This is a genomic window from Microbacterium sp. NPDC079356 (genome assembly GCF_049545465.1).
Lineage (GTDB): Bacteria > Actinomycetota > Actinomycetes > Actinomycetales > Microbacteriaceae > Microbacterium > Microbacterium gawkjiense.
The window spans coordinates 815,130-837,852 of sequence record NZ_JBMWDN010000001.1; the positions used below are offsets into that span (position 1 = coordinate 815,130).

At 70.1% G+C, this 22,723-nt stretch carries 24 protein-coding genes; 16 read left to right on the top strand and 8 right to left on the bottom strand.

Going from position 1 to position 22,723, the window contains the following annotated elements; translation table 11 throughout:
• The first annotated feature begins 13 nt into the window (after window positions 1-13).
• A complete protein-coding gene (locus ACPEH0_RS04135; RefSeq protein WP_366212942.1) occupies window positions 14-697 on the top strand; it encodes an alpha/beta fold hydrolase in 684 nt (227 codons plus the stop codon).
• A 6-nt stretch (window positions 698-703) separates the two neighbouring features.
• On the opposite strand, the gene fabG is transcribed toward ACPEH0_RS04135, so the two are convergent.
• Window positions 704-1,414 (bottom strand): 3-oxoacyl-ACP reductase FabG, encoded by a 711-nt coding sequence (gene fabG / locus ACPEH0_RS04140; RefSeq protein ID WP_064002268.1) that lies wholly within the window; start codon window positions 1,412-1,414, stop codon window positions 704-706.
• A 92-nt stretch (window positions 1,415-1,506) separates the two neighbouring features.
• Between fabG and ACPEH0_RS04145 the strand changes: the two genes are divergently transcribed.
• The 4 genes from ACPEH0_RS04145 to ACPEH0_RS04160 all read left to right on the top strand — a co-directional run bounded on the left by ACPEH0_RS04145 (window position 1,507) and on the right by ACPEH0_RS04160 (window position 3,428).
• Entirely contained in the window at window positions 1,507-2,028 is a 522-nt protein-coding gene (locus tag ACPEH0_RS04145) for a DUF4190 domain-containing protein (protein ID WP_217531532.1), read from the top strand.
• 109 nt (window positions 2,029-2,137) lie between these two features.
• Window positions 2,138-2,401, top strand: a complete 264-nt coding sequence (locus tag ACPEH0_RS04150; protein WP_217531533.1) for a DUF3099 domain-containing protein — start codon at window positions 2,138-2,140, stop codon at window positions 2,399-2,401.
• Window positions 2,398-2,601, top strand: coding sequence for a hypothetical protein (locus ACPEH0_RS04155; protein WP_217531534.1), 204 nt, complete (start codon window positions 2,398-2,400; stop codon window positions 2,599-2,601). The genes ACPEH0_RS04150 and ACPEH0_RS04155 overlap by 4 nt, the downstream gene beginning before the upstream one ends.
• On the top strand, window positions 2,598-3,428 hold the full coding sequence (locus tag ACPEH0_RS04160; protein WP_253034458.1) for an SURF1 family protein: 831 nt from the start codon (window positions 2,598-2,600) through the stop codon (window positions 3,426-3,428). The genes ACPEH0_RS04155 and ACPEH0_RS04160 overlap by 4 nt, the downstream gene beginning before the upstream one ends.
• 20 nt (window positions 3,429-3,448) lie before the next feature.
• On the opposite strand, the gene ACPEH0_RS04165 is transcribed toward ACPEH0_RS04160, so the two are convergent.
• Entirely contained in the window at window positions 3,449-5,047 is a 1,599-nt protein-coding gene (locus tag ACPEH0_RS04165) for an ABC-F family ATP-binding cassette domain-containing protein (protein WP_217531547.1), read from the bottom strand.
• 166 nt (window positions 5,048-5,213) lie between these two features.
• On the opposite strand from ACPEH0_RS04165, the gene ACPEH0_RS04170 reads away from it, so the two are divergent.
• Genes ACPEH0_RS04170 through ACPEH0_RS04190 form a run of 5 tightly spaced genes read left to right on the top strand, consistent with a single transcriptional unit; the run spans window position 5,214 to window position 10,115 of the window.
• Window positions 5,214-6,260, top strand: coding sequence for an iron-siderophore ABC transporter substrate-binding protein (locus ACPEH0_RS04170; RefSeq protein WP_217531535.1), 1,047 nt, complete (start codon window positions 5,214-5,216; stop codon window positions 6,258-6,260).
• Between the two features lie 25 nt (window positions 6,261-6,285).
• Window positions 6,286-7,335, top strand: a complete 1,050-nt coding sequence (locus ACPEH0_RS04175) for a FecCD family ABC transporter permease (RefSeq protein ID WP_366212941.1) — start codon at window positions 6,286-6,288, stop codon at window positions 7,333-7,335.
• On the top strand, window positions 7,332-8,381 hold the full coding sequence (locus tag ACPEH0_RS04180) for a FecCD family ABC transporter permease (RefSeq protein WP_366212940.1): 1,050 nt from the start codon (window positions 7,332-7,334) through the stop codon (window positions 8,379-8,381). The genes ACPEH0_RS04175 and ACPEH0_RS04180 overlap by 4 nt, the downstream gene beginning before the upstream one ends.
• Window positions 8,378-9,187, top strand: coding sequence for an ABC transporter ATP-binding protein (locus ACPEH0_RS04185; protein WP_366212939.1), 810 nt, complete (start codon window positions 8,378-8,380; stop codon window positions 9,185-9,187). The genes ACPEH0_RS04180 and ACPEH0_RS04185 overlap by 4 nt, the downstream gene beginning before the upstream one ends.
• Before the next feature lie 22 nt (window positions 9,188-9,209).
• Entirely contained in the window at window positions 9,210-10,115 is a 906-nt protein-coding gene (locus tag ACPEH0_RS04190; protein ID WP_366212938.1) for a siderophore-interacting protein, read from the top strand.
• A gap of 58 nt (window positions 10,116-10,173) precedes the next feature.
• On the opposite strand, the gene ACPEH0_RS04195 is transcribed toward ACPEH0_RS04190, so the two are convergent.
• The 5 genes from ACPEH0_RS04195 to sufB are packed head-to-tail and all read right to left on the bottom strand — an operon-like array spanning window position 10,174 to window position 14,238.
• A complete protein-coding gene (locus tag ACPEH0_RS04195; RefSeq protein ID WP_064002279.1) occupies window positions 10,174-10,503 on the bottom strand; it encodes a metal-sulfur cluster assembly factor in 330 nt (109 codons plus the stop codon).
• A gap of 9 nt (window positions 10,504-10,512) precedes the next feature.
• Window positions 10,513-11,283: a Fe-S cluster assembly ATPase SufC gene (sufC, locus tag ACPEH0_RS04200; protein WP_366212937.1), complete on the bottom strand. Its 771-nt coding sequence runs from the start codon at window positions 11,281-11,283 to the stop codon at window positions 10,513-10,515.
• A gap of 14 nt (window positions 11,284-11,297) precedes the next feature.
• A complete protein-coding gene (locus ACPEH0_RS04205; RefSeq protein ID WP_064002281.1) occupies window positions 11,298-11,627 on the bottom strand; it encodes a non-heme iron oxygenase ferredoxin subunit in 330 nt (109 codons plus the stop codon).
• A complete protein-coding gene (sufD, locus tag ACPEH0_RS04210; RefSeq protein WP_366212936.1) occupies window positions 11,624-12,820 on the bottom strand; it encodes a Fe-S cluster assembly protein SufD in 1,197 nt (398 codons plus the stop codon). Before sufD ends, ACPEH0_RS04205 begins: the two co-directional genes overlap by 4 nt.
• Window positions 12,820-14,238, bottom strand: coding sequence for a Fe-S cluster assembly protein SufB (sufB, locus tag ACPEH0_RS04215; protein ID WP_064002283.1), 1,419 nt, complete (start codon window positions 14,236-14,238; stop codon window positions 12,820-12,822). Before sufB ends, sufD begins: the two co-directional genes overlap by 1 nt.
• 220 nt (window positions 14,239-14,458) lie before the next feature.
• Between sufB and ACPEH0_RS04220 the strand changes: the two genes are divergently transcribed.
• Window positions 14,459-15,376 (top strand): COX15/CtaA family protein, encoded by a 918-nt coding sequence (locus ACPEH0_RS04220; protein ID WP_366212935.1) that lies wholly within the window; start codon window positions 14,459-14,461, stop codon window positions 15,374-15,376.
• A gap of 85 nt (window positions 15,377-15,461) precedes the next feature.
• Window positions 15,462-15,881: a dinucleotide-utilizing enzyme gene (locus tag ACPEH0_RS04225; protein ID WP_366212934.1), complete on the top strand. Its 420-nt coding sequence runs from the start codon at window positions 15,462-15,464 to the stop codon at window positions 15,879-15,881.
• Between the two features lie 22 nt (window positions 15,882-15,903).
• Here the strand turns inward: ACPEH0_RS04225 and ACPEH0_RS04230 are convergent, their stop codons facing one another.
• Entirely contained in the window at window positions 15,904-16,830 is a 927-nt protein-coding gene (locus tag ACPEH0_RS04230) for a heme o synthase (RefSeq protein WP_217531325.1), read from the bottom strand.
• Between the two features lie 221 nt (window positions 16,831-17,051).
• On the opposite strand from ACPEH0_RS04230, the gene tkt reads away from it, so the two are divergent.
• Genes tkt through ACPEH0_RS04250 form a run of 4 tightly spaced genes read left to right on the top strand, consistent with a single transcriptional unit; the run spans window position 17,052 to window position 22,722 of the window.
• A complete protein-coding gene (gene tkt / locus ACPEH0_RS04235; protein ID WP_217531324.1) occupies window positions 17,052-19,133 on the top strand; it encodes a transketolase in 2,082 nt (693 codons plus the stop codon).
• On the top strand, window positions 19,130-20,242 hold the full coding sequence (gene tal / locus ACPEH0_RS04240) for a transaldolase (protein WP_064002288.1): 1,113 nt from the start codon (window positions 19,130-19,132) through the stop codon (window positions 20,240-20,242). The genes tkt and tal overlap by 4 nt, the downstream gene beginning before the upstream one ends.
• A 3-nt stretch (window positions 20,243-20,245) precedes the next feature.
• Entirely contained in the window at window positions 20,246-21,793 is a 1,548-nt protein-coding gene (zwf, locus tag ACPEH0_RS04245; RefSeq protein ID WP_253034470.1) for a glucose-6-phosphate dehydrogenase, read from the top strand.
• Window positions 21,790-22,722 carry a glucose-6-phosphate dehydrogenase assembly protein OpcA gene (locus ACPEH0_RS04250; RefSeq protein WP_217531322.1) on the top strand — a complete coding sequence of 311 codons (933 nt, stop codon included), beginning with the start codon at window positions 21,790-21,792 and terminating at the stop codon, window positions 22,720-22,722. Before zwf ends, ACPEH0_RS04250 begins: the two co-directional genes overlap by 4 nt.
• Window position 22,723 lies beyond the last annotated feature (1 nt).

Here is a 22,723-nt window from a genome sequence, read left to right on the forward strand (position 1 = left end):
TAGCGTCGCCGCCATGGACATCATCCTCATCCCCGGGCTCTGGTTGACGGCCGCGTCATGGGACGACGTCGTCCCCGCACTGCGCGACGCGGGCCACTCCCCGCATCCGCTCACGATGCCGGGCGTGGGCGCCCCGGCATCCGAGGTCCGTCTCGCGGACTGGGTCGACGCGGTCGTCGACGAGATCGACCGCATCGACGGTCCGGTCGTGCTCGTCGGTCACAGCGGCGGCGGCAACGTCGCGTGGGGCGCCGCCGAACGCCGCGCCGACCGGGTGACGCGGGTGGTGTTCGTCGACACGACGCCTCCGCCTCCCGGCGCCGACATCTCGGAGTTCCCCCTCGTCGACGGCGTCGTCCCGTTCCCCGGCTGGGAGTTCTTCGACGCCGAGGACGTCGATGACCTCGACGACGCGACCCGTCGGCGGACGGCGCCGCTCACGGCATCCGTTCCCGGGCACGTCCCGACCGATCCGCTGTTGCTCGAGGGCACCGACCGTCACCGCGTCCCCGTCACCCTGCTCATGGGGTCCCTGGACGAGGCGGCGTTCCGCGAGGCGGTGACGGCCTGGGGCGCTTTCGCCGCGGAATTCGCCGCGATCGTGGAAGCCGAGGTGGTCCGGCTGGGGACCGGTCACTGGCCCCAGTTCTCCGCGCCGGACGAGTTGGCGCGGCGGATCATCGAAGCGGTGCGCTGATACCCGTCAGTGGCCCATGCCGAGGCCGCCGTCGACCGGGATGACGGCGCCCGAGATGTAGGCGGCGTCGTCGGAGGCGAGCCAGACGACGGCAGCGGCGACCTCGTCGGCGGCGCCGAAACGCGCCGCGGGGATGTTCTTCTTGTACTCCGCCTGCGTGTCCTCGGGAAGGGCTGCGGTCATGTCGGTCTCGATGAAACCCGGAGCGACGACGTTGGCCGTGATCCCCCGTGACCCGAGCTCGCGGGTCAGCGAGCGGGCGAAGCCGACGAGCGCGCTCTTGGAGGACGAGTAGTTGATCTGCCCGGCCGAGCCGTAGAGGCCGACGACCGAGGAGATGAGGATGACGCGGCCCCACTTGGCCCGCAGCATCCCCTTGGCGGCGCGCTTGACGACGCGGAAGGCGCCGCCGAGGTTCGTCGAGACGACCGAGTCGAAGTCCTCCTCCGTCATACGCAGCAGCAGCGTGTCCTTCGTGATCCCGGCGTTCGCGACGACCACCCCGACGGGGCCGAGCTGCTGCTCGACCTCGGTGTACGCGGCATCGAGGGAGGCGGCGTCGGTGACGTCGGCCCGCACCGTCAGCGTCCCCTCGGGACCCTCGCCCGATCGAGCGGTGACGGCGACCGTGTAGCCCTCCGAGACGAATCGCTCGGCGATCGCGCGGCCGATGCCGCGGTTGCCTCCGGTGACGAGGACGACGCGCTCGTGGGACATGTTTCTCCTTGCTCCGAGCCGGGTGAACCGCACCAGCCTAGCGGCGCGCACGGCGGGTAGGCTGGGGGTCACCTCGCCTGAAGGAGACGGACGTGACCGACGCCACGAACACCCCGCCGCAGCCCTCCGACGTGCCGCCGGCCCCGCCCGCCGCGGGCGCCGCGTACCCGCCCGCCCCGCCGTACGCGCCGCCCTCCGCGCAGGGACAGCCCGCCTACGGCGAGCAGCAGACCGGCACGCCGCAGCCCTACGCGCAGCCGACCTACGGCCAGCAGCCGTACGCCCAGCCCGCCTACGGGCAGCAGCCCTACGGACAGCCCGCCTACGGCTACGCCCCGCCCCGGCCCAACAACGTCCTCGCGATCATCTCGCTCGTCGCCTCGATCGCCGGAGTGACGTTCATCCCCCTCATCGGTTCGATCGCCGGTGTCATCACGGGCCACATGTCACTCAAGCAGCTCAAGACCTCCGGTGAGAACGGCCGCGGTATGGCCGTCGCCGGCACCATCATCGGCTGGATCGGCACGGGCTTCTGGCTGCTGCTGATCCTCATCTGGGTGATCGCGGCCATCGCGATCGCCGCCTCGATCCCGTCCATGGGCCAGATCTCCTAGGAGCCCTCCCACGTCCCGCCGCACCAAGTACGACTCGACACCGTCCGCGACCTCGCTCGCCACGGCGCCGGAGGTCGACGCACGCTCGCGCACCCGTCGCTACGTCATCATGATGACCGTCCGCGTGGTCTGCTTCATCCTGATGGTCACCGTCACTCCCTACGGCTGGCAGACCTGGATCTTCGCGGCCGGCGCTGCGGTCCTGCCCTACCTCGCCGTGGTCGTGGCCAACGTCGGCAACGGCGACGAGGTCGTCGTGGCCGAACGCCCGTCGCGCGAGATCGACGCGGCACCGACGGCATCCGCTCCCCCGCCGAAACCGGACGAGAACGTGATCAGGATCCAAGAGACCCGGCCCCGGGAGGAGCGATGACCAGCCCGCAGTGCTCGCGCGCGGGATGCCACGCCGACGCGCAGTGGCAGGTCGTGTGGCGGAATCCCCGCATCCACTCGGCCGACCGGCGCAAGGTGTGGACCGCCTGCCCCGACCACGTCGGGTTCCTCCGCGACTACCTCGCGTCGCGGAGCTTCCCCGTCGAGGTCCTCGCGCTCGACACCGCACCCGCCTCGTGAACCGCGACACGGCGCTGCGCTGGAGCGGATACGTCGCCATGGCGATCGTGTTCGCGATCGCCTGCGCGTTCCTGTCCAACTGGCAGTTCTCGCGCAACGCGGAACGGGATGCCGAGCTCGCACTCGTCGCCGACAACTATTCGCGCGAGCCCGTCGCCCTGCGCGACCTCATCCCCGCCGGGCAGGACCTCGTCGCGAGCGACGAGTGGCGTCCCGTCGAGATCCGCGGTGAGTACCTCACGGAGCAGACGCTGCTCGTGCGCAACCGGCCTCACGGCGGCACGAGCGCGTTCGAGGTGCTCGTGCCGTTCCGGACGGACGACGGTCGCGTCGTCGTGATCGATCGGGGCTGGGTCCCGCCCGGCGACGACCAGCCGGAGCCCGACCGCGTCCCCGCGCCGCCGACGGGCGAGGTCACCGTCGTCGGCCGCCTGCAGCCCGGCGAGCCGCCAGTGCGCGAGGGTCGCTCCGCCCCCGAGGGGCAGGTCGCCAGGATCGATCTCACCCTCATCGCGCCGATGACGGGCCAGGCGGGCGACATGATCGACTCCGCCTACGTCCTGATGACCGAGGAGACTCCCGCGCCGGCGGAACGCCCGCAGCAGCTGGAGGATCCGTCGGCCGACCCCGGCCCGTACCTCTCGTACGCGATCCAGTGGATCCTCTTCGCCGTCATGGGCTTCGCCTTCATCTGGTACATGATCCGGACCGAGATCCGACACCGGCGCGAGGACGAGGAGGACGGCGGGCGCACGCGACCTTCCCGGCCGCAGCGACGACGCGACCGCGACATGGAGGCCGAGGACGAGCTCCTCGACGCCCGCTGACCGCCGCCGGCGGGCGTCCGTCAGGCCAGAGTGATGAGGTCGATGTAGTCGCGACCCCAGATGTCCTCGACCCCGTCGGGCAGGATCAGCACACGCTCGGGGTTCAGGGCCTCCACGGCGCCCTCGTCGTGCGAGACGAGCACGACCGCGCCCTCGTAGTGCGCGAGCGCCCCGAGGATCTCCTCACGGGAGGCCGGGTCGAGGTTGTTCGTGGGCTCGTCGAGCAGCAGCATGTTGGCCGACGAGACGACGAGCGTCGCCAGGGACAGTCGCGTCTTCTCGCCGCCGGAGAGCACCCCGGCCGGCTTCAGCACGTCGTCGCCGGTGAACAGGAAGGACCCCAGCACCTTGCGCGCCTCGGTGGCGGTGATGTCCGGCGCGGCCGACATCATGTTGTCGAGGACCGAGCGGCTGACGTCGAGGTTCTCGTGCTCCTGCGCGTAGTACCCGATCTTCAACCCGTGACCGGGCTCGATGATCCCGGTGTCCGCCTTGTCGACGCCCGCGAGGATGCGCAGCAGCGTCGTCTTGCCCGCGCCGTTGAGCCCGAGGACGACGACGCGCGACCCGCGGTCGATGGCGAGGTCGACGCCCGCGAAGATCTCGAGCGAGCCGTAGGACTTCGAGAGGTTCTTCGCCATGAGCGGTGTCTTGCCGCAGGGGGCGGGCTTCGGGAACCGCAGCTTCGCGACCCGGTCGTCCTGACGGACGTCGTCGAGACCGGCGAGCAGCTTCTCGGCGCGGGCCACCATCTGGTGCGCGGCGGCGGCCTTGCTCGCCTTCGCGCCGAAGCGCGCAGCCTGCTGCTGCAGCGCCGTCGCCTTCTTCTCGGCGTTCGCGCGCTCCTTGCGGCGCCGCTCCTCGTCCGCCGCACGCTGACGCAGGTAGTTCTTCCAGTTCATGTTGTAGACGTCGATGACCTGACGCATGGCGTCGAGGTAGAACACCCGGTTGACCGTCTCGCCGACCAGGTCGATGTCGTGGCTGATCACGATCAGCCCGCCCTTGTACCCCTTCAGGAATTCCCGCAGCCACACGACGCTGTCGGCGTCGAGGTGGTTCGTCGGCTCGTCGAGGATCATCGTCTGCGCGTCGGAGAAGAGGATGCGGGCGAGCTCGATGCGTCGCCGCTGTCCACCCGACAGCGTCTTCAACGGCTGATCGAGAATCCGGTCGGGCAGGGAGAGGTTGTGGGCGATCGACGCCGCCTCCGCCTCGGCCGCGTATCCCCCGAGCGCCTCGAAACGCTCCGTGAGCGAGGCGTACTTCCGCATGGCGCGGTCGGCGACGGCGGCATCCGTCGATGCCATCTGGTCGGCCGTCTCGCGCATGCCGACGACGAGCGAGCCGAGTCCCCGGGCGTCGAGGATGCGGGTGCGGGCGAGCATCTCGGGGTCGCCCGACCGCGGGTCCTGCGGCAGGTACCCGAGCTCGCCGCTGCGGTCGACCTTGCCGTCCGCGGGCAGCAGGTCGCCGGCGAGCACCTTGGTCAGGGTCGTCTTGCCGGCGCCGTTGCGCCCGACGAGACCGATCTTGTCGCCCGGCGAGACGCGGAAGGAGACATCGGACATGAGGGTGCGCGCACCGACGCGGATCTCGAGATCGTGCACGGCGAGCACAGCAGACGTCCGTTCTTCCTGGGGAGGCGGCCGAGTGGCCAAACCCCCAGTATACGGCGCGAATCGAGGACAATCAGGCCGGTCCCGGATGGGTTCCTCGGTTTCCGCCCGCCCCGGGTTCGTTGTAAGGTTAGGCGACCCTAATCACCTTTCCCAGGAGACCTCCGTGCCTCGCATCCGCACTGCGTTCGCCCTCGCCGCAGCATCCGCCCTCCTCCTCACCGGCTGCGCCACCACGGCCGCCGCCCCCGCCGGGACCACGTCTTCGGACGGCGCCACCGCGTCGGGCGACGCGTTCCCCGTCACGATCACGCACGCGTTCGGCACGACGACGATCGAGAGCAAGCCCGAGCGGGTCGCGACGGTGTCCTGGGCCAATCAGGAGGCGGCGCTCGCCCTCGGTGTCGTCCCGGTCGGCATGCCCGCCGTCACCTGGGGCGACGACGACGGCGACGGCATCCTCCCCTGGGTCGAGGACAAGCTCGAGGAGATGGGCGCCGAGACCCCCGTGCTCTTCGACGAGGCCGACGGCTTCGACTACGAGGCGATCGCCGACACGGCGCCCGACGTCATCCTCGCCGCGTACTCCGGCATGACGAAAGAGGAGTACGAGACCCTCAGCAAGATCGCGCCGGTCGTCGCCTACCCCGACGTCGCGTGGGGCACCACCTGGCAGGAGCTCACCGTCATCAACGGCACCGCGCTGGGCCTGAAGGACGAGGCCGAGACCCTCGTCGACGACCTCACCACCCAGCTCGGCGACCTCACGGCGGGACAGCCCGACATCGCGGACAAGACCGTCATGTTCAGCTCGTTCGACGCAACCAACCTCGCGGAGATCGGCTTCTACTCCGAGCAGGACCCGCGCCAGCTGTTCCTGCAGGACCTCGGCATGGAGCCCGCATCCACGGTCGTCGAGCAGTCCAAGGACACCGATCAGTTCTGGATCACCAACAGCACCGAGGAGATCGAGCGCTTCAGCGACCTCGACGTTCTGGTGACCTACGGCGACGACACGACGCTGGCGACGATGCAGGCCGACCCGCTGCTGTCGCGGATCCCTGCGGTCGCCGACGGTTCCGTGGTCATCCTCCCGCTGGCAAACGCGCCGCTTTCCGCCGCCGCCAACCCGAGCCCGCTGTCGATCCCGAACTCGCTGACGGCCGACTACGTCGACCTCATCGGCGAAGCGGCCGCCAAGGTCTCCGACTGATCCGGAACGGTTCGCCGCTCTCACGATGACCGCTCTCGCACCCGCGCCCGCCGCCGCCTCGACCGCGTCCCTCCGACGCCGGTCGGGGCGGCGGCGCGTGCTGTGGGTGCTGGTCCTCGCGGTCGCGGTGGCGGTCATCTGCGTGCTCTCGGTCACCTTCGGCAACCGGACGGTCGACGCATCGCAGATCATCGCCGGTCTGACGGGTGATCTGACGACGACGGATGCCGCTGCCGTCGCGCGCCGGGTGCCCCGCACCATCCTCGCCCTCCTGGTCGGAGCCTCCCTCGCGGTAGCCGGTGCCGTCATGCAGGGCGTCACCCGCAATCCCTTGGCCGACCCCCAGATCCTCGGCATCAACGGCGGCGCGTCGCTCGCCGTCGTGACCGGGCTCACCTTCTTCGGCGTGACGAGCGCCCTGGGCTACATCTGGCTCGCGATGCTGGGCGCCGCGCTCGCGGCACTCTTCGTCTACACCATCGGGTCGCTCGGCCGCGGCGGCGCGAGCCCCCTCAAGCTCGCCCTCGCGGGTGCCGCGACCGCGGTCGCCTTCACCTCGCTCATCAGCGCGATCCTGCTCCCCCGGATCGACGTCATGAGCGTCTTCCGGTTCTGGCAGATCGGCGGCGTGGGCGGCGCGACGACGCAGAACATCCTCCTCGTCCTCCCCTTCCTCGCCGTCGGCATGGTCATCTGCGTCGCCTCGGCGGCGGCGTTGAACGCCCTCGCCCTCGGCGACGACCTCGCGACCGGCCTCGGCCAGAAGGTCCGGACGGCGCGACTGCTGTCGGCCCTCGGCGCGGTGATCCTCTGCGGCGCGGCCACCGCGGTCGCCGGACCCATCGGCTTCGTGGGACTCATCGTGCCCCACGTCTGTCGCCTGCTCGTCGGCCCCGACCACCGCTGGCTGCTCCCCGTCTCGGCCCTCGTCGGCGCAGGTCTGCTCACCGTCGCCGACGTCGTCGGACGCGTCATCGCGCGGCCGCAGGAGGTCGAGGTCGGCGTCGTCACCGCCTTGATCGGTGCTCCCTTCTTCATCGCCATCGTCCGCCGACAGAAGATGCGTGCCCTGTGACCGCCCTCGCCCCCGCGCCGACCACCCTGACCGCCGTCACGTCGGGGCGGGCGCGTCGTGCGCGCCGCCGCATCCTCGTCACCGGCGGACTCCTCGTCGCCGTGCTGGCGACGTATCTCGTCTCGCTGATGGTCGGACAGACCTTCTACACGCCCGCCGAGGTGTGGGCAGTGATGACCGGACAGACGGTGCCGGGTGCGTCCTTCACGGTCGGCGAGCTGCGATTGCCGCGATCGACCGTCGCCCTGCTGACGGGACTGTGCTTCGGCATGGGCGGTGCGGTCTTCCAGACGCTGCTGCGCAACCCGCTGGCCAGCCCCGACATCATCGGGATCAACGCGGGCGCGGGCGCGGCGGCCGTCGTGGGCATCGTCTTCCTGTCGCTCTCGGGGACCGCCGTCTCGGTGCTCGCGACCGTCGCCGCGGTGGGCACGGCGCTGACCATCTACCTCCTCGCGTTCAAGGACGGCGGCGCCGGGGCGCGCTTCATCCTCATCGGCATCGGTGTCGCCGCGATCTTCAACAGCGTCGTCGCCTACGTGCTCTCGCGCGCGGCCGAGTGGGATCTGCAGGCCGCGATGCGGTGGATCACCGGCAGCCTCAACAGCGCATCGTGGAACGAGGTCGTCCCGCTGGCAGGGGCGATGGTCATCGTCGTCCCCGTCCTGCTGTGGCTGACCCGCGACCTGGAGCTCATGCGGCTGGGCGACGAGGCGGCGGCCGCCCTCGGCGTTCCCGTCGAGCGGCGGCGCATCCTCCTCATCGTCGCAGCGGTCGTGCTGCTCGCCTTCGCGACGGCGGCCGTCGGCCCCATCTCCTTCGTCGCCTTCCTGTCGGGCCCCATCGCCGCGCGGATGCTGGGCCCCGTCGGCTCGCCCGTCCTGGTCGCGGGCCTGTTCGGCTCCTTCCTGGTGCTGATCGCCGACCTCACCGGGCAGTACCTGCTCGGGATGCGTCTGCCCGTGGGCGTCGTGACCGGTGTCCTCGGCGCGCCCTACCTGATCTTCCTTCTCATCCGCAGCAGCCGCTCGGGAGGCTCCCTATGACCGCGGAACGTACCCTCCACGCCTCCGGCCTGAAGCTGGCCTACGGCGACCGCCTCATCGTCGACGACCTCGACCTCGTCGTCCCGCCCGGGCGGATCACGGCGATCGTCGGCGCCAACGCGTGCGGCAAGTCAACCCTGCTCAAATCGATGGCGAGGCTGCTGGCCCCCCGCGCGGGGCAGGTGCTGCTGGACGGCAAGGACATCCACAAGCTGCCGACGAAGCAGGTGGCGCGCGAACTCGGCCTCCTCCCCCAGTCCCCGATCGCCCCCGAGGGCATCGCCGTCTCGGACCTCGTCGGCCGCGGGCGCACGCCCCACCACGGTCCGCTCTCCCGCTGGAGTCGCGCGGATGACGAGGCCGTCGCCGCCGCGCTCGACGCCACCGACACCGCCGCCCTCGCGGATCGCCCCGTCGACGAGCTGTCCGGCGGCCAGCGCCAGCGGGTCTGGATCGCGATGGCCCTCGCACAGCAGACGGACGTCTTGCTCCTCGACGAGCCGACGACCTTCCTCGACGTCAGCCACCAGGTCGACGTCCTCGACCTGCTCACCGACCTCAACCGCCGTCGGGGGACGACCATCGTCATGGTCCTCCACGACCTGAACCTCGCGGCCCGTTACGCCGACCACCTCGTCGCGATGGCCGGCGGGCGCCTGTACGCCGCCGGAGACCCGGGCGAGATCCTGACCGCCGAGACCGTCAAGGACGTCTTCGGCATGGACAGCCGCGTCATCCCCGATCCGCTCACCGGCCGCCCGATGGTCCTCCCCATCGGCCGCCATCACGTCCCCGCCAGCGTCTGACCGCACGAAAGCCGAGACCCCCATGTCCCTGAGCACGATGAACTTCTTCCGCGCCCCCGTCGCGGCGGTCACCGACCTCACACCCAGCTTCCGGCGGTTCACGTTCCGCGACGAGGCGCTCGGCGCATACGGCGACCCCGGATTCGACCAGCGGGTCAAGATCATGTTCCCGACGCCGACCGCCTCGCTGGCGGCGATGCCGACGGATGCCGACTGGTACGACCGCTGGCGCGCCATGCCCGAGGAGACGCGTCCCGCCATGCGGACCTACACGACGCGTGCGGTGCGGAGCTCCGCCGGCGAGGTCGACATCGACATGGTCGCGCACGACGTGATGGGTCCGGCGTCCGCGTGGATCGCCGACGCCAAGGCGGGCGACGAGGTCCTCATCCTGGCCCCGACCACCGAGCACACCGGCGTCAGCTATGGCATCGACTTCGTGCCGCCGGCCCGGACCGACGCCATCCTGCTCGCCGGCGACGAGACGGCGGCCCCCGCGATCGCGCGGATCCTGGAGCAGCTCCCCGCGGACGCGCGCGGTGTCGTCGTTCTCGAGCTCCCGCACCCGAACGACGTCGCCTACGTGCCCTCGCACCCGGGCTTCGAGCTGATCATCGAGGCGCGCGGCGGGGAGGACCGTCGCCACGAGCACCTGGTCTCCGCGGTGGCCGATGTCGCCCGTCGCCTCGCCCCCGGCGGGATCGGGGCCGAGGTCGAGGAGATCGACGTCGACCACGACATCCTCTGGGAGGTGCCCCGCACGGCGAAGGGCGGTGCCGCGCTGAAGAGCGCCCCTCTCTACGCGTGGCTCGCGGGTGAGGCATCCGCCATCAAGGCACTCCGTCGTCACCTCGTCAGCGAGGTCGGCGTCGACCGACGCGCCGTCGCCTTCATGGGGTACTGGCGCCTGGGGCGCTCGGAGAACTGACTCCGGCACGCGAGAGGGGCGGTGCGACGTGGTCGCACCGCCCCTCTCGCGGATTCGGTCAGATCGAGAAGCCGAGCGCGCGCATCATGTCGCGGCCGTCGTCGGTGATCCGCTCGGGGCCCCACGGCGGCATCCACACCCAGTTGATCCGAAAGCGGTCGACGACGCCGTCCAGCGCCTGTCCGGTCTGCTCCTCGAGCACGTCCGTCAGCGGGCAGCCGGCGGAGGTCAGGGTCATGTGGATGACGAGGGCGTCGTTCTCGTCATCCCACCCGAGGTCGTAGATGAGCCCCAGGTCGACGACGTTGACCCCGAGTTCGGGGTCCATGACGTCCTTGAGGGCCTCGGTGACCTCGTCGTACTTCTCGGGTGCGAGCGTCTCGGTCATGCGACGATCCTAGGCCTGCTCGCCCGCGACGGGGGCGAGGAAACGGTCGTACCCCTCTTCCTCGAGGCGCGCGGCGAGCTCGGGGCCGCCCTCTTCCGCCACGCGGCCGTTCACGAGCACGTGGACGAAGTCGGGCTGGATGTAGCGGAGGATGCGGGTGTAGTGCGTGATCAGGAGCACACCCATGTCGGTCTGCTCCTTGGCACGGTTCACACCCTCGGACACGATCTTCAGCGCGTCGACGTCGAGGCCCGAGTCGGTCTCGTCGAGCACGGCGAGCTTCGGCTTGAGGAGCTCGAGCTGGAGGATCTCGTGACGCTTCTTCTCACCGCCGGAGAACCCCTCGTTCACGTTGCGCGCGGCGAACTTCGGATCCATCCGCAGGTTCTGCATCGCCTGCTTGACGTCCTTGGTCCACGAACGGATCGACGGCGCCTCGCCGTCGACGGCCGTCTTCGCGGTGCGCAGGAAGTTGGTCACCGTCACGCCGGGGATCTCGACCGGGTACTGCATCGCGAGGAACAGGCCGGCGCGGGCGCGCTCGTCGACCGACATCGCGAGGACGTCCTCGCCGTCGAGCATGATCGTGCCGCCGGTGACGGTGTACTTGGGGTGGCCCGCGATCGTGTACGCGAGGGTCGACTTGCCGGAACCGTTGGGGCCCATGATGGCGTGGGTCTCGCCCGTGCGGACGGTGAGGGTCACGCCGTTCAGGATCGGGGTCTCGCCGGCTTCCGTCTCGACCGTCACGTGGAGGTCGCGGATCTCGAGGACAGACATGTCAGCTTCTTTCTTCAGTTCACGGCTTTGGTCACGGCGGGGTCGATGAGGATGTCGTCCCCGTCGATCGTGACCTCGTAGACGGGCACCGGCTCGTAGGCCGGCAGGTTCAGGGGGCGTCCGGTGCGCAGCGAGAACGCCGACCCGTGCGCCCAGCATTCGAGCGAGTCGCCTTCGACGAAACCGTCGGCCAGGGAGATGTCGCCGTGCGTGCAGGTGTCGCCGATGGCGTGCACCTCGCCCTGACCGTCCAGCACGACAGCGATAGCGACACCGTCGACCTCGACGCGCACGGCCGTGTCCTGCGTCAGGTCGCTCAGCTGCAGCACCTTCTGGGCGGTCATGCGTCGCTCCCGCCGGCCAGCTCCGCCTCGATCGCGGCGATGAACTCGTCCTCCAGCGAGGGGATGCCGATCTTCTGCACGATTTCGGCGAGGAAGCCGAGGACGACCAGGCGTCGGGCCTGCTCCTCGTCGATCCCGCGGGCCTGCAGGTAGAACAGCTGCTCGTCGTCGAAGCGTCCTGTCGCACTGGCGTGCCCGGCGCCGACGATGTCACCCGTTTCGATCTCGAGGTTCGGGATGGAGTCGGCGCGCGCACCGTCGGTGAGGACGAGGTTGCGGTTCGCCTCGTAGGAGTCGGTGCCCACGGCATCCGGTCCGATGAGGACGTCGCCGATCCAGACCGTGCGGGCCGACGCACCCTGCAGCGCACTCTTGTAGAGCACGTCACCGTTCGTGTGGGCGCCCTTGTGGTGCAGGTAGACCTGGCTCTCGAGGTGCTGACCGGCGTCGGCGAAGGACAGCCCGTAGAGGCGTCCCTGCGCGCCGGCACCGGCGAGCTCGACCGACGGGTTGACGCGGACGAGACCGCCGCCGAGGCTCACGACGATGTGCGTCAGCGACGCGTCGCGGTCGACGCGGGCCTGATGCGCCGCGAGGTGCACGGCGTCGTCGTCCCAGCGCTGCACCGAGACGACCGTCAGGGCCGCGCCGTCGCGCACGATGATCTCGACGTTCTGCGCCTGAGCCGCGGATCCCTGGTGCCGGAGCACGACCGTCCCGCGCGAGTTCGGCTGGGCCTCGATGACCACGTGCGCGTGAGCGACGCCGCCGCGGCCGGTGAGGGTCACGACGACGGGCTCGTCGAGCTCGGCGTTCGCAGGGATGCGGATGAGCGGGGCCTCCGGCTCCTGCGACCACGCGATCGCGCTCACCACGTCCTCGGGACGGAAGACCTCGCCGCGGGGCGCCTCGTCCTTCTGCAGACGACGGTGCTCCACCGCATCCGGACCGGACACCTCGACGCCGATCACGTCGTGCGGGGCTTCCTCGTCCGCCAGCAGCGGCGCGACGCGGTCGAGCGGCGTGTGCTTCCAGTTGACCTCGCGGCCGGTGGGCGTACCGAAGTCGGCCGGGTCGAACGACCACGGCCGCTCCGACCGGGTCTGGACGGGGACGGTGGTCTCCGTCAGGGTCGCCGCAGGGTCGATGTGGCCCTTCGCATCGGATGCGGGGGCCTGAGTCGCTGTCGTCATCAGCCGACGGATCCTTCCATGCCCATCTCGATGAGCTTGTTCAGCTCGAGGGCGTACTCCATGGGCAGTTCGCGGGCGATCGGCTCGATGAAGCCGCGCACGATCATCGCCATCGCCTCGTCCTCGGGCATGCCGCGGCTCATGAGGTAGAACAGCTGCTCCTCGCTGACCTTCGAGACGGTCGCCTCGTGGCCGAGCTGGACGTCGTCGACGCGGATGTCGATGGCCGGGTAGGTGTCGGACCGCGAGATCGTGTCGACCAGCAGTGCGTCGCACCGGACGGTGTTGGCGGAGTGGTGCGCGTTCGCGTCCACCCGGACCTCGCCCCGGTAACCGGCACGACCGCCGCCGCGGGCGATCGACTTCGAGACGATCGAGGACTGCGTGTGCGGCGCCATGTGGATCATCTTCGCGCCGGCGTCTTGGTGCTGACCGGGACCGGCGAAGGCGACCGACAGCGTCTCGCCCTTGGCGTGCTCGCCCATCAGGTAGATCGACGGGTACTTCATCGTCACCTTCGAGCCGATGTTGCCGTCGACCCATTCCATGGTCGCGCCCTCATGGGCGACGGCGCGCTTGGTGACGAGGTTGTAGACGTTGTTCGACCAGTTCTGGATCGTCGTGTAGCGCACGCGGGCGTTCTTCTTCACGATGATCTCGACGACAGCCGAGTGCAGCGAGTCGCTCTTGTAGATCGGGGCGGTGCAGCCCTCGATGTAGTGGACGTAGCTGTCCTCATCCGCGATGATCAGCGTCCGCTCGAACTGGCCCATGTTCTCGGTGTTGATCCGGAAGTAGGCCTGCAGCGGGATCTCGACGTGCACGCCCTTCGGGACGTAGACGAACGAGCCGCCCGACCAGACGGCGGTGTTCAGCGCAGCGAACTTGTTGTCGCCGGCGGGGATGACGGTGCCGAAGTACTCCTCGAAGAACTCGGGGTGCTCGCGCAGCGCCGTGTCGGTGTCCATGAAGATGACACCCTGCTGCTCCAGGTCCTCGCGGATCTGGTGGTAGACGACCTCGGACTCGTACTGCGCCGCGACACCGGCGACGAGGCGCTGACGCTCCGCCTCGGGGATGCCGAGCTTCTCGTACGTGTTGCGGATCTCCTCGGGGAGGTCCTCCCACGTCTGCGCCTGCTTCTCGGTGGAGCGCACGAAGTACTTGATGTTGTCGAAGTCGATGCCGGACAGATCGGCACCCCACGTCGGCATGGGCTTGCGCCCGAACAGCTGATACCCCTTCAGACGGGTCTTCAGCATCCACTCCGGCTCGTTCTTCAGCGAGGAGATCCCGCGGACCACGTCCTCGTTGATACCCCGCTGGGCGACGGCACCGGCGGCATCGGCGTCGTGCCAGCCGAATTCGTACACCCCCAGCCCTTCGAGCTCGGGACGGTCGATGAGCACATCCGACATGACTTTCCTCCTCACGGGCGGCAACGGTGTCATCCGTTCCGGCATTCCCTCCCGCGAGAGGAGTGCACGAGGGGGATGCCGCTGCTGGCCGCTCTGATGACGCGAGACCGCGCCTAGAATCGTTGTGCGGGCTGCGATGGGGATCGCGCTCGCCGACAGCTTCATTCTACAGGCACGGCCATCCCCCGCGGCGTGCCGGCCCTCGCCCGGAGGCGACCCCATGCTGATCACCGCGTCGACACCGACCGCCCCGCCCGCGACCCGGGGCCCGCGCCTGCTGCGCGTGGTCGCGTGGCTGTCGTTCCTCGCCGAGACCCTCATCATCGGGACCGGCGGCGCCGTGCGTCTGACCGGTTCGGGCCTCGGCTGCCCGACCTGGCCGACCTGCACCGCGGACTCGCTCGTCGCGACCCCCGAGATGGGCATCCACGGCGTGATCGAGTTCGGCAACCGCACGCTGACGGGTCTCGTCGGCATCCTCGCCCTCGCCGTCGTCGTCCTCGTGTGGCGGATGCGCCGCACCCGCCGCGACCTCTTCGTCCTGGCGCTCATTGTGCTCGGCGGCGTCGTCGCCCAGGCGATCGTCGGCGGCATCACTGTCCTCACGGGCCTCAACCCGTTCATCGTGGGGTTCCACTACGTCGTGTCGCTCATCCTCGTCTGCGTGTGCGCCGCGTTCCTCGTCCGCCTCGACGAGCCCGGCGGCGCACGGGTGCGCGTCGTCCCCACCTGGTACGCGAGGCTGACGCACCTCACCACCGGCGTGCTGGCCCTGACCATCGCGTTCGGGGTGCTCACGACCGGAGCGGGTCCCCACTCCGGTGACGCCGCCGCCGGCCGCAACGGATTCAACGCCGAGATCCTCGAGCACGTGCACGCGTGGCCCGGGTACGCGCTGCTCGCGCTCACGGTGACCCTCGCCGTGGTGGCGTGGCGCCGGGGGCTCTCGACCCGGACGTGGGTGGGCGTCCTGCTGGCCGCCGAAGCCGTGCAGATCCTCGTCGGCCTCTACCAGGCGCGCAACGGCCTGCCCGAGCTCGCCGTCGGCGTGCACATGGTGCTCGCCGCCCTCACCGCCGCGGCGATGACCGTCGTCGTCCTGCGGCTGAAGGCGCCGGCGCACACCGAAACCTCATAAGCGGCGCATCGGTTCCGTCAGGGTGGGCCGGGAACAGTGGCACGGGTCGCCCGAGAGCGGGCGACCTCGACCCGGAGGAGAATCGATGAACACCCGCCCCCGCCTGACCCGCAGCATCCCGTTCTGGCTGCTCGTGGCCGGCTCGCTCGCATCAGGAGCCGCCGGCGGCGTCGTCCTCATGGACAAACTCGCGAAGATGGAGATGGCCCTGACCGCCGGCACCGCGACCGGAGTGGACGTCTACGTCGGCCAGATCTGGGCGGTCCTCGGCGCGATCCTCGTGGGCGTCGGCGCCATCGGCCTGCTGCTCGCCTTCACGCTGGGAGCGCTCCGCGCCTTCGCCGTCGCGCCGCGCGCACAGCGGGCCGCGGACGACGGGCGCGTCGACGATGAGCCCGCGACGGCGCAGGATGCAGCAGCGACGGAGGACGCTCCGCCGTCCGCAGCAGCCCAGGACGCGTCCGACCCGACGCCGCAGCCCGTGCTCGACAGCGCCGGACGCTGATCGCCTCGATCGGCCCGCTGCGTCAGAAGGGCAGCAGCGGGTCGATCGCGATCGCGACGAACAGCAGGGTCAGGTACGTGATCGACGCGTGGAACACGCGCATCGGACGGACCTGCTCGCCGCGGACGGCGCGCGCGTACAGCACGTGGGACTCGTAGATGAACCAGCCGCCCAGCACGAGAGCCGACGCGGTGTAGACGAGGCCCATCGGCGCGACGGGGATCAACAGGAGCGAGCTCGCCACCGTCGCCCACGCGTAGAGGATGACCTGAAGTCCCACCTGCGTGCCGTTGCGCGTCGCGCCCAGCATCGGGACGTCCACCTCGGCGTAGTCGCCCTTGTACTTCATCGAGAGCGGCCAGTAGTGCGGCGGCGTCCAGAGGAACACCAGGAGGAAAAGGATGAACGGGGTCCACGTGAGCGACTCGGTGACGGCCGACCAGCCGATGATGACCGGGAAGCATCCGGCGATCCCGCCCCACACGATGTTCTGCTCGGTGCGACGCTTGAGCAGGATCGTGTAGATCACGACGTAGAAGAAGATCGCGCCGGCGCTGAGGGCCGCCGCGACCCAGTTCGTGAAGACCCAGAGCCAGACGGTCGAGACGACGGCGAGCGTCCACGAGAAGACGAGCGCGCCGCGCGGCGTGACCTCGCCCGTCACGAGCGGACGGTTCTCGGTCCGCTTCATGTGCGCGTCGATGTCGCGGTCCAGATACATGTTGAAGGATGCCGCCGACCCGGCACTCATGGCACCGCCGACGACGGTCGCCAGGATCAGCCAGAGATCGGGCAGCCCGTCCGCCGCGAGGAACATGACCGGGATGGTCGTGACCAGCAGCAGCTCCAGGACGCGCGGCTTCGTCAACTGGACGTACGCGCGGACGGTGCGGCCGAACGACTGTCGAGCGGGCGCGGATACGCGCGCGCCGGTGTCCGTGAGTGCCATCGCCCCTGCCGTGTAGATCGTCCGATCGAGTCTACGCCATCCCCCGGACGGGGTCCCTCCGCGCCCGCTCCCCGGCTTCGCTCACAGCGCACGTCACACAGCGTCGACCCGGCCTCGTCGAGGGGCTCGGATGGATATGCTGAAAATCCCGGCGTCAGGCGTCCCCTCCTTCTTCCTGAGAAGCGGACGCCCGCGCGGACTCACCGACGAAAGGCTTCCAGGTGTCAGAGCTGGTTTGGGACGAGATCGATCGGCGCGCGGTGGACACCGCGCGCGTGCTGGCGGCGGACGCCGTCGAGAAGGTCGGTAACGGCCACCCCGGAACGGCCATGAGCCTCGCCCCGGCCGCGTACCTGCTGTACCAGCGGGTGCTGCGCCACGACCCGACCGACACCCACTGGCTCGGACGCGACCGCTTCATCCTCTCCGCGGGCCACTCCTCGCTGACGCAGTACGTCCAGCTGTACCTCGGCGGCTTCGGGCTCGAGCTCGACGACCTCAAGGCGCTGCGTACATGGGGCTCGCTGACCCCGGGACACCCCGAGTACGGACACACCAAGGGCGTCGAGATCACGACCGGCCCGCTGGGTCAGGGCCTGGCCTCGGCCGTCGGCTTCGCGTACGCCGCCCGCTACGAGCGCGGACTCTTCGACCCCGAGGCGGAGGCCGGCACGTCGCCCTTCGACCACCACGTGTTCGTCATCGCCGGCGACGGCGACCTGCAGGAGGGTGTGACGGCCGAGGCCGGTTCGCTCGCCGGTCACCAGCAGCTCGGCAACCTCATCGCGATCTACGACTCCAACCAGATCTCGATCGAGGACGACACAAACGTCGCCTTCACCGAAGACGTGCAGAAGCGCTACGAGGCGTACGGCTGGCAGGTCCAGACGGTCGACTGGAAGAAGACGGGTGAGTACGTCGAGGACGTCGCCGCCCTCTACGACGCGATCGAGGCGGCCAAGGCCGAGACGTCGAAGCCCTCGCTCATCATCCTCAAGACGATCATCGGATGGCCCGCCCCGGGCAAGCAGAACACCGGCAAGATCCACGGCTCCGCGCTCGGCGCGGACGAACTCGCCGCGACGAAGAAGGTGCTCGGCTTTGACCCCGAGGAGAGCTTCGCCGTCGCCGACGACGTGATCGCGCACACGCGCGCCCTCGCCGAGCGCGGTGCCGCCGACCGTGCCGCCTGGCAGGAGTCCTTCGACGCCTGGGCCGCCGCGAACCCCGAGCGCAAGGCGCTGCTCGACCGCCTCGAAGCGGCCACGCTGCCCGAGGGCATCGAGGACGCGCTCCCCGTGTTCGAGCCCGGCAAGGACGTCTCCACGCGCGCCGCATCCGGACTCGTCATCAACGCCCTCGCCGCCGAGCTGCCCGAGCTGTGGGGCGGCTCCGCGGACCTCGCGGAGTCCAACCTCACGACGATCAAGGACGCCAAGAGCTTCATCCCGGCCGAGTGGTCGACGCACGAGTGGTCGGGCGACCCGTACGGGCGCGTGCTGCACTTCGGCATCCGCGAGCACGCCATGGGCGCCATCGTCAACGGCATCAAGCTGCACGGTCCGACCCGCCCCTTCGGCGGTACGTTCCTGATCTTCAGCGACTACATGCGTCCCGCCGTGCGCCTCGCCGCCCTCATGGACATCCCCTCGGTGTTCGTCTGGACCCACGACTCGGTCGCCCTCGGTGAGGACGGCCCGACGCACCAGCCGATCGAGCAGCTGGCGACCCTGCGGCTCATCCCGAACTTCACGGTCGTCCGTCCCGCCGACGCCAACGAGACCGCTGCGGCGTGGCTCGAGATCCTGCGCCGCCAGGGCGGTCCGACCGGCATCGCGCTGACGCGTCAGAACATCGCGGTCTTCCCGCGCGGCGAGAACGGTTTCGCCACGACCGAGGGAGTCGCGAAGGGTGCGTACACCCTGCTCGAGGCGCCCGAGGGCGAGCCCGACGTGATCCTCATCGCGACCGGCTCCGAGGTCCAGCTGGCCGTCGCCGCCCGCGAGACGCTCGCCGCCGAAGGGATCGGCGCGCGCGTCGTGTCGGCTCCGAGCCTCGAGTGGTTCGCGGAGCAGGATGCCGCCTACCGCGAGTCCGTGCTCCCGGCATCCGTCAAGGCGCGTGTCTCGGTCGAGGCCGGCGCAACCGGCCTGTGGCGCGGCATCGTCGGCGACAGCGGACGCACCGTCGGCATCGACCACTTCGGCGCCTCCGCCGACTACAAGACCCTGTTCGAGAAGTTCGGCGTCACCGCCGATGCGGTCGTCGAAGCGGCCCGCGCAACCGTCAAGGAGAACGCATGAGCACCCCCACCGAGGACCTGTCCGGCGCCGGCGTCAGCATCTGGCTCGACGACCTGTCGCGATCGCGGATCGACACCGGCAACCTGGCGCAGCTGATCGAGACGCGTGACGTCGTCGGCGTCACCACCAACCCGTCGATCTTCCAGGCCGCCATCGGCAACACGGAGGACGACTCGTACGACGCGCCGCTCCAGGCCCTCGCGGCCCAGGGCGCCGACGTCGACACCGCGATCTTCGAGATCACGACCACCGACGTCCGCGACGCGGCCGACATCTTCCGTCCGGTCTTCGACCGCACGAACGGCGTCGACGGCCGGGTCTCGATCGAGGTCTCCCCCGACCTCGCTCACGACACCGACGCGACGGTGGCGCAGGCGAAGGAACTGTGGGCGAAGGTCGACCGGCCGAACACGCTCATCAAGATCCCCGCGACGCTCGCCGGTCTCCCGGCGATCAGCGCCGTCCTGGCAGAGGGCATCTCGGTCAACGTCACTCTGATCTTCAGCCTCGAGCGGTACGCGGCGGTCATCGACGCCTACCTCGAGGGCGTGCGCCGGGCGAAGGAGAACGGGCACGACATCGCGACCATCCACTCCGTGGCGTCGTTCTTCGTCTCGCGCGTGGACACCGAGGTCGACAAGCGTCTCGAGGCCATCGGCACGGACGCGGCGGCATCCCTCAAGGGCAAGGCCGGGATCGCGAACGCCCGACTGGCCTACGAGCTCTTCGAGAAGCGGTTCGCCGAGCCGGCCGCCCTCGAGCTCATCGCGGCGGGCGCGAACGTCCAGCGCCCCCTGTGGGCGTCGACGGGCGTCAAGGATCCGGCGCTCCCCGACACCCTCTACGTCACCGAGCTCGTCGCTCCCGGCACCGTCAACACGATGCCCGAGAAGACGCTCGAGGCGACCTTCGACCACGGGAAGATCACCGGCGACACCGTGACCGGGTCGTACGAGGACGCCCACCGGGTCTTCGATCAGCTCGCCGAGGCGGGCATCGATCTGGTGGACGTCACCCAGGTCCTCGAGGACGAGGGTGTCGAGAAGTTCATCGTCTCGTGGCACGACCTGCAGGGCACGGTGCGCACGGCCCTCGACAGCGCACGCTGACCGATGGCTGCGGAGATCTCGCGGGGGAACAACCCCCTCCGCGATCCGGATGATCGGCGCCTCAACCGCATCGCGGGACCCAGCGCGCTCGTGATCTTCGGCGTGACGGGCGACCTGTCGCGCAAGAAGCTCATGCCCGCGGTGTACGACCTCGCGAACCGGGGCCTGCTTCCCCCGGGGTTCGCGCTGGTCGGTTTCGCCCGACGCGACTGGGAGGACCAGGACTTCGCGAAGGTCGTCTACGACGCGGTGCGGCAGCACGCGCGCACGCCCTTCCGCGAGGAGACGTGGAACCAGCTCCTGCAGGGCATCCGCTTCGTGCAGGGCGAGTTCGACGACGCGGCATCCTTCGCCCGGCTCCGCGAGACGGTGGAGCGTCTCGACGCCGAGCGCGGCACCATGGGAAACCACGCGTACTACCTCTCGATTCCGCCGAAGGACTTCCCGGTCGTCGCGCGACAGCTGCGCGACTCCGGCCTCGTCGACGAGACGGCGGACGGGGACACCTGGCGACGCGTCGTCATCGAGAAGCCGTTCGGCAGCGATCTGCAGACCGCCCGCGAGCTGAACGAAGCCCTCGAGGTCGCCTTCCCGGCCGACGCCATCTTCCGGATCGACCACTATCTCGGCAAGGAGACGGTCCAGAACATCCTGGCGCTGCGCTTCGCGAACGAGCTGTACGAGCCGCTCTGGAACGCGAACTACGTCGACCACGTGCAGATCACGATGGCCGAGGACATCGGCGTCGGCGGTCGCGCGGGGTACTACGACGGCATCGGCGCGGCGCGCGACGTCATCCAGAACCACCTCCTGCAGCTGCTCGCGCTGACCGCGATGGAGGAGCCCATCTCGCTCGACGCGGAGCACCTCCGCGCCGAGAAGGAGAAGGTCCTCGCCGCGGTCAAGCTCCCCGACGACCTGTCCACCGCCACCGCGCGCGGACAGTACGCGGGCGGCTGGCAGGGCGGCGAAGAGGTCACCGGCTTCCTCGACGAGGACGGTATGGACCCGCAGTCCCGGACCGAGACGTACGCCGCCATCAAGCTCGAGATCGCCACCCGACGCTGGAACGGTGTGCCGTTCTACCTGCGCACGGGCAAGCGCCTCGGCCGCCGGGTCACGGAGATCGCCGTGGTCTTCAAGCACACGCCGCCGCTGCTGTTCCTGCGCTCGCAGGCGCTGCAGCTCGGGCAGAACGCCCTCGTCATCCGCATCCAGCCCGACGAGGGCGTGACCCTCCGCTTCGGGTCCAAGGTCCCGGGCGCGGGCAACGAGGTGCGCGACGTCACGATGGACTTCGGCTACGGCCACGCGTTCACCGAGTCGAGCCCCGAGGCCTACGAACGCCTCATCCTCGACGTCCTCCTGGGCGACCCGCCGCTGTTCCCCCGTCACGAGGAGGTCGAGCTGTCCTGGCGCATCCTCGACCCCGTCGAGCAGCACTGGGCGGAGCAGGACGAGCCGCTCGAGCAGTACTCCCCCGGATCCTGGGGTCCCCCGTCCGCCGATGAGCTCCTGGCCCGCGACGGCCGCGTCTGGAGGCGCCCATGATCGTCGACCTGCCCGACACCACGGTGTCCACGATCGCGAAGAAGCTCGTGAGCGTGCGCGAGGAGGGCGGCGCCGTCGCCCTCGGGCGCGTGCTGACCCTCGTCATCGTCTCCACGGGGGGCTTCGACGAGGAGGCCATCGACGCCGCGAACGCCGCCTCGCGCGAGCACCCGATGCGCGTCATCGTCCTGGTCGTCCAACCCGACGCCCCGACCGGGCTCGACGCGCAGATCCGCGTCGGCGGCGACGCCGGTGCCAGCGAGGTGGTCGTCCTCCGCGCCCGGGGTGCGGCGGCCGGCAACCAGGAGAGCCTCGTCAACGGTCTCCTGCTCCCCGACGCTCCCGTCGTCGCCTGGTGGCCCGACGACCCGCCCACCGACCCCGCGCACTCCGCGATCGGTCGCATGGCGCAGCGGCGGATCACGGATGCCTCGACGAAGCCGTTCGCCAAGGACCGGCTCGCGCAGCTCGGCTCCGTCTACGCGCCTGGTGACACGGATCTGGCGTGGACGAGGCTCACCCACTGGCGCGAGCAGCTCGCCGCCGTCCTCGACCAGCCGCCGTACGAGTCCGTCACGGCCGTGACGGTCGTCGGTGCGGGCAGCTCGCCCTCCACCGGGCTGCTGGCCGCGTGGCTGCGGATGAAGCTCGATGTTCCAGTCGAATGGCACTACACGGACGAGCACGAGTGGGCCCACGGCATCCGCTCTGTCACGCTCTCGCGGGACTCCGGTGACATCGTCCTCGAACGCTCGAGCGCCACGGACGCGACCCTCACTCAGCCCGGCCAGCCGACGCACGACATCGTGCTGCCGCGGCGATCCCTGCGCGAGTGCCTCGCGGAGGAACTGCGCCGTCTCGATCCCGACCTCTTGTATGGTCGAGTCATCACCGAAGGGTGGGAGCTCCTCGACCCTCCCACGAGGTAGG